This window comes from Arthrobacter sp. C152 (assembly GCF_054890965.1).
The window spans coordinates 67439-80251 of sequence record NZ_JBTZSU010000005.1 but is presented as its reverse complement, the minus strand read 5'-3'; the positions used below and the strand labels follow the sequence as shown (position 1 = coordinate 80251).

Below are 12813 nucleotides of genomic sequence, written 5' to 3'. Positions count from 1 at the left end.
AATGACTATCACCTCCGTTCCCGCACCCGCCCAGAACATCGCCGAGCTGGGCCTGCGCGAATCCGCCACCTTCGACCGCGCCACCATCGCCGACATCCAGCGCGCCGCCGCCACCGGCGTCTACGACATCCGCGGCTGGGGCGCCAAGCGCAAGGTCCCGCACTTCGACGACCTGCTCTTCCTCGGCGCCTCCATGTCCCGCTACCCGCTGGAGGGCTACCGCGAAAAGTGCGATACCGACGTCGTCCTCGGCGACCGGCATGCCTCCCGGCCGCTGCACCTGGCCACCCCGGTGACCATCGCCGGCATGAGCTTCGGCGCCCTGTCCGCCAACGCCAAGGAGGCGCTGGGCCGCGGCGCGTCCGAGGTGGGCACCTCCACCACCACGGGCGACGGCGGCATGACGCCTGAGGAGCGCGGCCAGTCCAAGCACCTGGTGTACCAGTACCTGCCGTCCCGCTATGGCATGAACCCGGACGACCTCCGCAAGGCCGACGCGATCGAGATTGTCCTGGGCCAGGGTGCCAAGCCCGGCGGCGGCGGCATGCTGCTGGGACAGAAGATTACCGAACGCGTGGCCGGGATGCGCACCCTCCCGGTGGGCATCGACCAGCGCTCGGCCAGCCGCCACCCGGACTGGACCGGCCCCGACGACCTGGAAATCAAGATCGGCGAACTCCGCGAAATCACCGACTGGAAGACCCCCATCTACGTCAAGATCGGTGCCTCCCGGCCGTACTACGACACCGCGCTCGCCGTAAAGTCCGGGGCCGACGTGGTGGTGCTGGACGGCATGCAGGGCGGCACGGCCGCAACCCAGCAGGTGTTCATCGAGAACGTCGGCATCCCCACCCTCGCCGCCATCCCGCAGGCAGTACAGGCGCTGCAGGAGCTCGGCATGCACCGGAAAGTCCAGCTGATCGTCTCCGGCGGCATCCGCACCGGCGCCGACGTCGCCAAGGCCATGGCCCTGGGCGCGGATGCCGTCGCAATTGGAACCGCCGCGCTGATTGCGCTGGGCGACAACGACCCCCGCTATTCGGCCGAGTACGCCGCCCTGGGCTCGGCCGCCGGGTTCTACGACGACTTCCAGGACGGCCGCGACCCTGCCGGCATCACCACCCAGGACCCGGAACTCTCGTCCCGGCTGGACCCGGTAGCCGCAGGAAAGCGGCTTGCCAACTACCTGCGCGTCCTCACCATGGAGGCCCAGACCATCGCCCGGGCCTGCGGAAAATCGCACCTGCACAACCTGGAGCCCGAGGACCTGGTGGCACTCACCATCGAGGCCTCCGCCATGGCCCGCGTGCCGCTGGCCGGGACCAGCTGGATCCCCGGCGTCCAGGGGAGCTTCTGATGTCTGGCCCATCTCTGAATGCGACCGACTATGTGGTGGTGGGTGCCGGACTGGCCGGCGCCGCCACCGCCTGGCAGCTCGCCGCCCGCGGCCACCAGGTCACCCTGCTCGAACGCGACGTCCCCGCCGCACACGACGGCAGCTCGCACGGCTCCGCCCGGATCTTCCGCTACGCCTATCCCGACCCCTTCTACACCCGGGCCGTGCTGGACTCGAAGGTCCTGTGGGACGGGCTGGCTGCCGACGCCGGTGCCGAACTCATCACGCCCTTCGGCGCGGTGGACTACGGCCCGAAGCGCCGCCCGGCCCTGCTGGCGGAGGTCCTGGCCGGCGCCGGGATCGAGCACGACCTGCTGTCCGCCGCCGAAGCCCGGTCCCGCTGGCCGCAGATCGCGTTCGACACCGAGGTCCTCTGGCACCCCGGCGCCGGCGTGATCGACGCCGAAACCTCCGTCAACGCGATGGTGGCGCTCGCGGTAAGGAACGGTGCGAAGGTCCTGGCCGGCTGGAACCTGGACCGGGTGGAACGGCTGGGAGGCGCCGGTTACCGGCTGCACTCCTCCACCGGGGAAACGCTCGACGCCGGCAACGTGGTCATCAGCGCCGGCGGCTGGCTGCCGCGGCTGCTGGAGTCCCTGCCGCTGCCGTCCGGGTTCCTCGCCGCGCTGCCGGAATTCACCGTCCGGCAGGAGCAGGCCTTCCACTTCCGGTACCGGGACGACTCCTCCGGCGGCGTGTGGCCCACCTTCATCCACAAGGCCGCTGACATCCAGGCCTACGGGCTGCCCGGCGGCCGCGATGCGGGCTTTGCCGGCCAGAAAGTGGCCGAATACAACGGTGGCCCACACATCCCGTCCGCCGCGGCCCAGTCCGGGGTGGTGGACCCTGCCAACCGCGCCCGGGTGGTGGGCTACGTCCGCCGCTACCTGCCCGGCCTGGACCCGGAACCCTACGCGGAAACCACCTGCCTGTTCACCAACACTCCCAACGAGGATTTCCTGATCGACCGGGCGGACAACCTCACCGTCGTCTCGCCCTGCTCGGGCCACGGGGCGAAGTTCGCGCCGCTGATCGGACAGTGGGCCGCCGACCTGGCCACCGGCACCGGGACAGTTCCGGAACGGTTCCGGAGCGCCACCTCACCAGCACCCACCACCTAGAACGGAATTCCCGTGAGCCTTCCCCAGACAGCACCCGCACCGGCGGCCCAGCCCGACGGAACTGCCGGCGCCGCCACCGTCGCCGGCCTCCTGAAGGAGATTGCCGGCGTCGGACGCGACCGGACCCGCGGCGGGTACTCCCGGCCCGTCTTCTCCACGGCCGAGACGGACCTGCGCGCCTGGTTCATCGACCAGGCAGGCCGCCGCGGACTCGACGTCCATACCGACCACAACGGCATCATCTGGGCCTGGTGGGACACCGGCTCGGGGGTGCGCAGCGACGCCGTGGCCACGGGAAGCCACCTCGATTCCGTCCCCGGCGGCGGCGGGTACGACGGCCCGCTGGGGGTCGCCTCGGCGCTGGTCGCCGTCGACATCCTCAAGGCGCGGAATTTCCGGCCGCGGCGCCCCCTCGCGCTGGCCGTCTTCCCCGAGGAGGAAGGCTCGCGGTTTGGCGTCGCCTGCCTCGGCTCGCGGCTCCTCACCGGGGAACTGGACCCCAACAAGGCCCGCAACCTCAAAGATCCCGACGGCAACACCTATGCTGACGTCGCCGCCGCGAACGGCCAGGACCCGCGGCTGATCGGCCCCGACTACAGGGCGCTGCAGCAGCTGGGGATGTTCGTTGAGCTGCACGTGGAACAGGGGAGGGGGCTGATCGACCTCCACCAGCCCGTGGCGATCGGCTCATCGATCCTGGGCCACGGCCGCTGGAAGCTGAGCATCTCGGGGGAGGGGAACCACGCCGGGACCACGCTCATGAAGGACCGAAAGGACCCCATGATCGCGGCGGCGAAGGTGATGGTGTCCATCCGTGACACGGCCCGCAAATACAAGGGTGCCCGCGCCACGGTGGGCCGGCTGCAACCCGTCCCCGGCGGCACCAACGTCATCGCGTCGCGTGTGGACCTGTGGATCGACGTCCGGCATCCGGAAGACCCGGTCACCGCCGCCCTGGTGGAGGCGATCGGGCTCAACGCCCAGGTCCTGGCAGCCGAGGAGGGCTGCACGGCGGCCCTGGGCACGGAATCGCTGAGCCCCACGGTGCATTTCGACGGCGGCCTGCGGGACCGGCTACGGGAGCTGCTGCCGGCCGCGCCCGTGCTGGACACCGGGGCCGGCCACGACGCCGGCGTGCTGGCCGCGCACCTGCCCACCGCCATGCTGTTCGTCAGGAACCCCACCGGCGTCTCGCACTCGCCGGACGAACTGGTGGAGGACACGGACGCCGAGGCCGGCGCACTCGCCCTGGCGGACTCCCTTGCCGGGCTGCTGGGCGAGGCACGCAGCATTGGCTAGCGCCGGCGTCGTGCGGGGGACCTCCCGCGGCCCGCCTATGATGGCAAGCATGACCGAACAGGCCGGGGACCGCGCAGGAGACCAGCACGCCGGCGCCCAGGCAGGGGAAGCCACCGGCCGGCTGGAGCAGGTCATCGCGGCGCAGGTGCGGCACTACCGCACCACGCAGGGTTTTTCCTCGGCCGAACTCGCGGCACGCACCGGCATTTCCAAGGCGATGATTTCGCGCGTCGAAACCGCCACCACCTCCTGTTCCCTGACCACCCTGCAGCGGCTCGCCGACGGCCTCAAGGTCCCCGTCACCGCGCTGTTCCGCGGCGCCGACACGGACCGCGACGCAACCTTCACCAAGAGCGGGCAGGGCAGCCTGACCGTCCGCAGCGGCACCCAGCACGGCCACGAATACCGGGTCCTGGGAACGCTGAAGGGCCGCACGGACGCGATCGAACCCACGCTCGTCACCCTCACCGACGCCTCGGACGTGTTTCCGCTGTTCCAGCACCCGGGGACGGAATTCATCTACATGCTTTCCGGCAGGATGGTGTACGGCCACGGCTCCTACGAGTACGCCATGGAAGCGGGCGATTCCCTGCTGCTGGACGGCGAAGGCCCGCACGGCCCGCTGGAGCTGCTGGACCTGCCCATCCAGTTCCTTGCCATTTCCGCGAAGTAACTGACTTTCCGGACCCCTGCCGGGTCCTGCTGGGTGTGGCGGGACGCCTGAAACTCGCGTGTGGATGACTGAAACCACCATTTAACACAGCCGAAACCCACCCAAAAATAGCCGCCATACAGTTGGAACCAGACGGCAACAGCCGCCCCTCCGCTGAACGTGGACTCTCCCTCCGCGTCCCTCCACGGAGCGGCTCTGACGGCAACTTACCGTTCTCTCTTCGCATCACGAAAGGGGTTTCCCATGGATTCGGGAAATGTCGCTTGGATTTTGGCCAGCTCGGCGCTGGTCTGCATGATGATCCCCGCCCTGGCCCTGTTTTACGGGGGCATGGTGGGGTCGCGCCGCATCTTGAACATGATGATGATGTGCTTCGGCGGCGCCAGCCTGGTGGCGGTGCTCTGGGCGCTGTTCGGCTACTCCATGGCCTTCGGCAACTCCGTTGGCGGACTGGGGCTCATCGGTGACATCACCGAGTTCCCGGGCATGGGACAGCTGCTGGCCGCGGACGAGGGGGCGTCCATCCCGGTCATCCTCTTTGCCGCGTTCCAGCTCTTCTTCGCCTGCGTCACCACGGCGCTGGTGGCCGGAGCCGCTGCCGGACGCATGAAGTTCGGGGCCTGGATGCTGTTCGCCGGCATCTGGGCCACCATTGTCTACTTCCCCATCGCGCACTGGGTGTTCGCCTTCGACTCGGCGGACGGCAGCTCGGTGGGCGGCTGGATCGCCAACGGCATCAAGGCCATCGACTTCGCCGGCGGCACCGCGGTGCACATGAACGCCGGCGCCGCCGCACTGGCCCTGGCGCTGGTCCTGGGCAAGAGCTCCGGCTGGCCCAAGATGGAGCACACCAAGCCGCACAGCCGGCCGCTGGTCCTGGTGGGCGCGGGCCTGCTGTGGGTGGGCTGGTTCGGCTTCAACGCCGGCTCCGCACTCTCCGCCGGCCAGTCGGCGTCGGTGGTCTTCCTGAACACCGCCGTGGCGGCTGCCGCCGGCCTGCTGGCCTGGGCCCTCGTGGAGCGGGTGCGCCACGGCGCAGCCACCAGCATGGGTGCGGCCTCCGGCCTGATCTCCGCCCTGGTTGCCATCACCCCCGCCTGCGGCGCGGTGAGCCCGCTCGGTGCGCTGGCGATCGGCGCCATCGCCGGTGCGGTCTGCTCCCTGGCCATCGAACTGAAGTTCCGGCTCGGCTTCGACGACTCGCTCGACGTCGTCGGTGTCCACCTGGTGGGCGGCATCCTCGGAACGCTGCTGATCGGCCTCTTCGCCACCGACGCCGCCCCCAACGCCGTCAGCGGCCTGTTCTACGGCGGCGGTTTCGAACTGCTGGGCGTGCAGTCCATCGCCACGGTCACCGTGCTGGTCTACTCCTTCGGCATCACCTGGATCCTGGCCAAGATCCTGGACAAGACCATCGGCCTGCGCATCAAGCCCGAAGACGAACTGCGCGGCATCGACCTCGCGGCGCACTCCGAACTGGCCTACCTCACGGACGAGGACCCGGTGGAACTGGGCTCCCCGCAGCGGGTCTAGCCCGGCCGGATCCAGTCCAAGCTGCCGGGCGCCCGCCTGCTGGGGGCGGCGCCCGGTTGCACGGCCCGCGGTGTTCGTACCGCTGGTCCCCAGCGCACGAGTCAGGGCCAAACCTTGGACCGGTGCCGGCAGCCGCGGCTTATAGTTCCAGGGTTTGGCCCTTCTGCGTGCCTAGGGTTCCGTGCAGACCAGTATTCCGTCCCGCACTTCGAGCACCGCGGCACGGACATGGCTGAGATGCGTGCGGTGGTCCGGAACCATCGTGCCGATGTCTTCCCCGTTCCAGTGCGGGTGGGTGAAGTAGACGATCAGCGCCTGCGGGCCGCCGTCGGGCGTGTTGGCACCACCAAGCGGCACCACGTCCGCGTGGCGTCCGACGACGGGCCGGCCTTCCACGGATTCCGGTGCCGTGAGGATCAGGCCGTCCCGGTGCTCCTGCCGGGCCCAGGAACCGGCGGCGTCGTCAGACCGGTAGACGGCCTGGCCGCGCCACTCGTCCACGATCATCCAGTAGCTTCCGCCCAGCCGGAAAACCTTGGGACCTTCGTGCGGGCGGCCCGGGATGGCCACTCCTTCCAGGACCCATGAGCGCGGGTCGTCCGGGGTGTCGCTGACCGCGCTGAACGTGTTCGAGCCCCGGGCCTCGTCCTTGTACCAGAGCCGGTAGCGGCCGTCCCCGCACCTGGCGACGGCGGCGTCGATCACCCTGGGGGAGTCCAGGTCGATGGGGCCGAGGTAGTCCCACTCCTCGAGGTCCCGGCTGGCGAACTGCACGATTTCGGCTTTCCCGGTCCAGTCCGTGCGCGGGCCGCCGAGCACCGAGAGGTACATGATCCACCGGTCCCCAATGCGGACGACGTCGGGCGCCCAGAGGGTTGCCGGCCGTTCCGTTCCGGGCGGGACGAGTCCGTCCACGGTGCCCTGGTAGCGCCAGGTGGCGCCGCCGTCGGACGATCTCGCGACGCCGATTCCGGTCCCGTGCACCCACTCGACGCCGGTGAGCCCCGGCTGCGTGGCACGGCGCTGGGTGTAGAACAGGACCCACTCGCCGTTCCGGTGGTCGGCGGCCAGGACCGGGTCGGTGGGTCCGTCCCAGACGGGGTCGCGGTAGGGGACTGTGAAGGCATCCGGGCGCAGGGGAAGCAGGGCTGGTGCTGCTGCGGCCGGGACTCCCATGGCACTTTGTGCGGCTGTTTGCTGCTGGGGCACATTTTCTCCAACGTTGTAAACTTGCGTTGGGTCCAGCATATGATGCGCGCGCTACTCCTTGAACAGCCCCGCCAGGTCCTCGGCCGTGATGGCGCCGCCGGCCAGGGCGTCGCCTTCCATCACGTCCGCGAACAGCTGGGACTTGCGGGTCTTCAGCGCCATGACCTTTTCCTCGATGGTGTCTTTCGCCACGAGCCGGTACACCATCACGTTCCGGGCCTGCCCGATCCGGTGCGTTCGGTCCACCGCCTGCGCCTCCGAGGCCGGGTTCCACCAGGGATCGAGCAGGAAGACGTAGTCGGCCTCGGTCAGGTTGAGCCCGAACCCGCCGGCCTTCAGCGAGATCAGGAAGACCGGCGCGGTGCCGTTCTTGAACTCGCTGACCACGTCGGCACGGTTGCGGGTCCCGCCGTCGAGGTAGCAGTACTCGATCTCCTCCTCGTCCAGCCGCTCCCGGACCTTGCCCAGGAACCCGGTGAACTGGCTGAAGATCAGTGCCCGGTGCCCCTCGGCCACCAGGTCCTCGAGCTGCTCGAACAGGACGTCCAGCTTGCTGGACCGCACGGCGGACAGCGCAGGGTCCACCAGCGAGACGTCCAGGCTGAGCTGCCGCAGGAGCGTCAGCGACTGGAAGATGGTGAACCTGTTCTTGTTCACGTCCTCGATCAGTCCCAGGATCTTCTGCCGCTCCCGCTGCAGATGCGTCTGGTAGACCTTCTGGTGCCGCGGGTTCAGGACCACCTCCAGGACCTGCTCCTGCTTGGGCGGCAGGTCCTTGATCACCTGGTCCTTGGTGCGGCGCATCATCAGCGGCCGGACCCGCCGGCGGAGCTTCTCCAGCTGCCCCTTGTCGCCGTTCTTCTCCACCGGCTTCTGGTAGTACTCCGCGAAGCGCTTGGGGCTGGAGAACAGGCCGGGCGCCACGATGGACGTCAGCGCCCAGAACTCCATGAGGTTGTTCTCCAGCGGCGTGCCCGTGATGGCCAGCTTGAAGGTGGCCGGCAGCTTCCGGGCGCACTGGTACGCCTTGGACTGGTGGTTCTTGACGAACTGCGCCTCGTCCAGCACCAGCCCGTTCCACGCACGCGAGGCGTAGGAGTCGTAGTCGATCCGGAACAGCGCATAGGAGGTGATGACGACGTCGGCCCCGCCAAGAGTCTCCGCCACGTCCTGGCCGCTCTTGGCAAAGGTCTCACCCACCGTCCGCACGGTCAGCCCGGGGGCGAAGCGCGCGGCTTCGGCGGCCCAGTTGCCCACCACGCTGGTGGGCGCCACCACCAGGAAGGGCGCGACGGCGGCAGGGCGGGTTTCCGGAGCCGCGGCACCCGGGGCGGCGGCTGCAGCCTCAACAGCCAGCTCCTTCGCCGCGCACATCAGCGCCAGCGCCTGGACGGTCTTGCCCAGGCCCATGTCGTCGGCGAGCACCCCGCCCAGCCCGTGCTTGTAGAGGAACGAGAGCCAGTTGAAGCCCTCCAGCTGGTACGGGCGCAGCTCGGCGTTCAGCGACGCGGGCAGCGGCAGCCCGTCGGTGCCGCCCTCCAGGAGCCCGCCCACCGCTGAGCGCCAGGCCGCGGCCTGCTGGTCCACGATGCCCAGCTGCGCCAGCTCGTCCCAGAGTCCGGCCTGGAAGCGGCTGATCTGCAGCGGCGCGTCCTTGTTGTCCTGCAGCGAGCGGGCTTCCTCAATGAGGGCCCGCAGCTGGTGCAGCTCCGGCAGGTCCAGCGAGAAGTAGGCGCCGCTGGGCAGCAGCATTTTGGTCTGGCCGGCGGCGAGGGCGGAGAACACCGCGGCGAAGGACACCGGCTGGCCCTCCAGCGAAATCTGGATGCCAAGGTCGAACCAGTCGCGCTGTTCGGTGGCCTTGGTGGAGATCGAGACGACCGGTGCCTCCTCGGCCTCCCGGTAGTCGGCGATCTCGCCCACCGTCTCCACCTCTACGTCCGGCGCCTCGCGCAGCCGCGGCAGCACCTCCTCGGTGAACGCCAGCGTGTCCAGGCCGGTGAGCTCGGCCGACGCCGCCAGCCGCGGAGTGCCCCAGCCGCCGGCAGCGGATTCGCCCAGGGCAGCCACCACGTCCCACGGCCGGCCGACGCCTTCCAGGATCCGCGACTCGGCGGCATCGTCCCGGTAGCCGGCGTCGCCCGGGTGCCGCCACAAAGGCTGCGCCGTGACCAGCTTGCCGGTCCTGTAATGCCACTCCCAGTGCAGCCGCACGCGGTGGTCCGCCCCGTAGTTGGCCAGCAGCGACAACGTGGGAACGGCGAGTTCGGGCAGCTCCACGGAGTTGTCCCGGGCGGCAACCCGGGCGGTCTGCTTGAGCTTGGGGTAGAAATTGGTGAGGAACCGGGTTTCGTCCTTGGCCGGGATGTGCAGGTGGCTTCCGGCCGTGACGAATGCCAGCAGCTCCTCGCTGAGGCCGTCCTCCAGCGGCGCGAGGGTGATGGTGCCGTCGGGATCCGGCACGCCGGGCAGTGAGGCGTCGCCGGTGGTGAAGAAGATGCCGTGCGCCGGGCGGCCGATCGTCCCCACGGACGCCGGATCAACCTCGTCCCCCTCGACGGTGATGGTCGGCGACAACTCCAGTCCGCCGTCGGACGTCCCGGCGGTGGCGGCGTCAGCGCCGGCGCCCGGCCCGGACGGTTCGGCCACGGGCGCCCCGTACCTGCTGAGGGAAAGGCCGACGGCGGCAGGGGCTTCGGCGATCCGGACCGGTTCGCTGCCGCGCGAGTGGACCAGGGCGAGCCCGATCTTCCTGGCCTCGGAGAGCAGGCTCCACAGGTTCTTCCCCGCATAACCGTTCAGGCCCAGCCACAGCCCGGCGGTGTTGTGCGCGCGGCTGGCCGAGCTGGAGTGGCCGGCCAGGAACTCCTGCAGCCATTCCACATGCGCCTGGTTGGATTCCCGCCGGAAATTCAGGTAGCTCAGCGTGTTCCAGGAAACGTCCCCGCGGATCCATTTGCCTTTGGCACCCATGGTGACGGGCCGGACTTTGAGCTGCCGGACACCGCGGACCGGATCCCGGCGGCCGGTGTACGAAAAGTGCGGCGGGGGTTCCTCGATCTCGAACTGCAGGGCCAGGGGAACGCCGCTGGCGGACGGGGCGGAGCCTGGCCGGGTGATCAGCGGGCTGAGGGCCTGTTCCCAGTCCGGCAGGGCAGCCGAAGGTGCCCGCGACACCTGGGTGGAGGCCGACGGAGCCAGCAGCTGGACGCGGATGGCCGGGTTGTCCTCCGCCGCGAAGAGCAGGGCGGCCACATGCTTGCAGTCCTTGCGGACGGGGCAGCTGCACACACCCACGGTGCAGCTCCAGCCACCGCCGCGGCGGACCAGTTTGGCGGTGGTGGAGTAGGGGACCTCAGCGCCTCCCCGGACCTTTCCCAGCATCAGCCCCGTGCCGGCGTCGAACGACATGCCCGAGACGCGGCTTGCCATGGCATACGCCAGCCCGGCCGCGAGGGAGCGGTCGTTGATGGCGGGTGTCTGTATTGCCAGGGCCGCACTTTCGTCCGGTTGGGATGGCATGAAGCGCTACTTTCAGCAGGCCGCGGCGGAGCCGGGTCCGGTGGGTGGTTATCTGATCCATCTTAGTTCGCCGGGCGGCACGCCCCGGCCGGGCGGTGCCCCGGGTGCCCGCACGTACCGAACCGACCCGGAAACTTCGCTTGACGTTCATGTCCTCCACAACAGTGGCGTGAACTGGCCGCCGTAGCGTGAAGGCGTCCGCAGCGCCACCAGCACCAGCAGTAAGGATTCCCATGATCACCAGCCAGCAGCCCGTCGTACTGACCAGCAGCAGCATCGAAGCAAGCGATGAGGAGGCGGTGGCGGCCAACGTCAGCGTGGTGGATGCCATGCACACGGCGTTCCTGAACACGGATGAAATGTCCCCCGTGGCCGTCCGCAGCTACTACGTGGATTTCTATCTCACCCAGGCGCTGGAAGGCGGCTTTGCCCAGTACGCCTTCATGGCCATCGACCGTGAAGAGACGGACACCTTCATCCGTGAGGGCATGGGCGGCATGGGCGCCACAGCCCATCTGGAACTGTTCAACCGGGCCGTGGAATCCTACGAGAGCCTCTCCGAAGAGGACGCCGAACAGTACCTGGACGGCCCCCTCGACGACGATGACGAGGTGCCCGCCGGCGTCAGGGCGATGGAAGAGCTCGACGGCGAGTTCGAAGAACTGCTCGAGCGGGAAAACATCACCGCCCTCAACGCGGCCTGGCTGCGCGGCCAGGCGGACCTGCTCGTCCTGGACGACGAAGAAGTAGGCGCCTACATCCAGCAGCTTGCCGCCCGCATCCCTGACCTGCCCGAGCGCCAGGCCAGGGCCGCCGCGGCTGCACTGGAAGACGCGCCGGACTTCGAGCTCATCATCCGCGAACTGTGCAGCATCGCCGGTTACGGGCTGACCCGGATCACCATGGGCGACCCGAACTACATGTACGACGGCGACAAGACCCTCGCCTGGCACTTCAGCACGGACCACGGCGACTTCCTCATGGTCGAGGACGGCGACGAGGCGTTCATGATCAACCCCGAAACGCAGGAGATCGTGGCCGCCGTGGAGTTCGAAGAGGCTGACGCGGACATGGTGGGCGCCTGAGGGTTCCTGCCCGCCAGGGCGCCGCGCGGTGGGCGTACCGCAGGGCCGGAAGCCGGCGGATGCAGAACAAAATTCCGGATTACCGTCACCTTCAGGCCCTTCGGAGCGATATAGCACGTGATGGGTCCGCCAGCCGGATCCAGTAAGACGTGTCGTCAAGGTTTGGAGAAGTTCATATGTCCGTGTTCACCGTTCTCGCCAGCAGCAAGGTAGCCGCCGGGGTCCTGGCAGCAGGAACCCTGGCCGTAGGAGGCACCGGTGCGGCCGCTGTTTCGGGCGTCCTTCCCACCGAAGCCCAGCAGACCGCGCACGAACTCTTCGGCGCCCCGGCCCCGAAGCCTGCTGCTGAGGCCACGGCCGACGCAACGGCAACGGCTACGGCCACCACCGCCGCCGAAGACGAAACCCAGGCCACGGCAGACGCCACCGAGGGCAAGGCCAGCGCCAGCGCTTCCGCCTCCGCCGGCGCCAACACGGCAGTGGACGCTGCCGGCCCCGCCGCCATCGGCCTCTGCACCGCCTACACCCACGGCGGCCTGGATGCCTCCTCCAAGGCGTTCTCCTCGCTGTCCGTCGCCGCCAAGGGCGACGCGAACATCGAAAGCTACTGCGCCGACGTCGTGGCCAAGGCCGACGCCGCAGCCAAGGCAAGCGCAGACGTGAAGGGCTCTGCCTCCGCAACGGTTGAGCGTCCCGAGGTTCCGGCTGTTCCGTCCGCACCCGCGGTCCCGGCTGTGCCGGCTGTCCCGGGTGTCGACGGCGAACCCGCCGTTCCCGCCGTGCCGGCCGTTCCGGCCGAGGGCAGCACCGTCCACGCTCCGTCGGTTTCTGTCCGCTAACACAGTTGGCTAGTCTGGACTGCGGCTGCAGCCGCAGTCCAGGCAGCCGGGCGGCAGCCCGGAAAGACCCGCAACGAGGCAGTCGGAAACCATGGGGGCTGGCAATCCGCGCCGGAGAACGGGAGTGGCTTGCGCC

General features: G+C 69.3%; 9 protein-coding genes. 7 read left to right on the top strand and 2 right to left on the bottom strand.

Annotation, left to right across the window (positions count from 1 at the left end; genetic code table 11):
• Position 1 precedes the first annotated feature (1 nt).
• The 5 genes from ACYSM9_RS05150 to ACYSM9_RS05130 all read left to right on the top strand — a co-directional run bounded on the left by ACYSM9_RS05150 (position 2) and on the right by ACYSM9_RS05130 (position 6022).
• A complete protein-coding gene (locus tag ACYSM9_RS05150; protein ID WP_461855935.1) occupies positions 2-1357 on the top strand; it encodes an FMN-binding glutamate synthase family protein in 1356 nt (451 codons plus the stop codon).
• The gene (locus ACYSM9_RS05145; RefSeq protein ID WP_461855934.1) at positions 1357-2517 is read left to right on the top strand and encodes an FAD-dependent oxidoreductase; all 1161 of its coding nucleotides are present in this window, start codon (positions 1357-1359) and stop codon (positions 2515-2517) included. The genes ACYSM9_RS05150 and ACYSM9_RS05145 overlap by 1 nt, the downstream gene beginning before the upstream one ends.
• Positions 2518-2529: 12 nt before the next feature.
• Positions 2530-3816, top strand: a complete 1287-nt coding sequence (locus tag ACYSM9_RS05140) for an allantoate amidohydrolase (protein WP_461855933.1) — start codon at positions 2530-2532, stop codon at positions 3814-3816.
• A gap of 49 nt (positions 3817-3865) precedes the next feature.
• Entirely contained in the window at positions 3866-4489 is a 624-nt protein-coding gene (locus tag ACYSM9_RS05135; RefSeq protein WP_461855932.1) for a helix-turn-helix domain-containing protein, read from the top strand.
• Between the two features lie 243 nt (positions 4490-4732).
• Positions 4733-6022 (top strand): ammonium transporter, encoded by a 1290-nt coding sequence (locus ACYSM9_RS05130; RefSeq protein WP_461855931.1) that lies wholly within the window; start codon positions 4733-4735, stop codon positions 6020-6022.
• A 171-nt stretch (positions 6023-6193) separates the two neighbouring features.
• Here ACYSM9_RS05130 and ACYSM9_RS05125 read toward each other — a convergent pair whose 3' ends face one another.
• Both ACYSM9_RS05125 and ACYSM9_RS05120 read right to left on the bottom strand, forming a co-directional pair.
• Positions 6194-7231, bottom strand: a complete 1038-nt coding sequence (locus ACYSM9_RS05125) for a family 43 glycosylhydrolase (protein WP_461855930.1) — start codon at positions 7229-7231, stop codon at positions 6194-6196.
• 51 nt (positions 7232-7282) lie between these two features.
• Positions 7283-10753: a DEAD/DEAH box helicase gene (locus ACYSM9_RS05120; protein ID WP_461855929.1), complete on the bottom strand. Its 3471-nt coding sequence runs from the start codon at positions 10751-10753 to the stop codon at positions 7283-7285.
• Positions 10754-10986: 233 nt separating this feature from the next.
• Here ACYSM9_RS05120 and ACYSM9_RS05115 point away from each other — a divergent pair, with 233 nt between their 5' ends.
• Together ACYSM9_RS05115 and ACYSM9_RS05110 are read left to right on the top strand one after the other, a co-directional pair.
• The gene (locus ACYSM9_RS05115; RefSeq protein WP_461855928.1) at positions 10987-11838 is read left to right on the top strand and encodes a DMP19 family protein; all 852 of its coding nucleotides are present in this window, start codon (positions 10987-10989) and stop codon (positions 11836-11838) included.
• 176 nt (positions 11839-12014) lie between these two features.
• Entirely contained in the window at positions 12015-12677 is a 663-nt protein-coding gene (locus ACYSM9_RS05110; protein WP_461855927.1) for a protein tyrosine phosphatase, read from the top strand.
• Positions 12678-12813: the final 136 nt, after the last annotated feature.

Excerpts from the sequence above, each read along its gene's own strand:
- ACYSM9_RS05150 (WP_461855935.1), top strand. The coding sequence starts at position 2 with ATGACTATCACCTCCGTTCCCGCACCCGCCCAGAACATCGCCGAGCTG.
- ACYSM9_RS05145 (WP_461855934.1), top strand. The coding sequence starts at position 1,357 with ATGTCTGGCCCATCTCTGAATGCGACCGACTATGTGGTGGTGGGTGCC.
- ACYSM9_RS05135 (WP_461855932.1), top strand. The coding sequence starts at position 3,866 with ATGACCGAACAGGCCGGGGACCGCGCAGGAGACCAGCACGCCGGCGCC.
- ACYSM9_RS05130 (WP_461855931.1), top strand. The coding sequence starts at position 4,733 with ATGGATTCGGGAAATGTCGCTTGGATTTTGGCCAGCTCGGCGCTGGTC.
- ACYSM9_RS05120 (WP_461855929.1), bottom strand. The coding sequence starts at position 10,753 with ATGCCATCCCAACCGGACGAAAGTGCGGCCCTGGCAATACAGACACCC.
- ACYSM9_RS05115 (WP_461855928.1), top strand. The coding sequence starts at position 10,987 with ATGATCACCAGCCAGCAGCCCGTCGTACTGACCAGCAGCAGCATCGAA.
- ACYSM9_RS05110 (WP_461855927.1), top strand. The coding sequence starts at position 12,015 with ATGTCCGTGTTCACCGTTCTCGCCAGCAGCAAGGTAGCCGCCGGGGTC.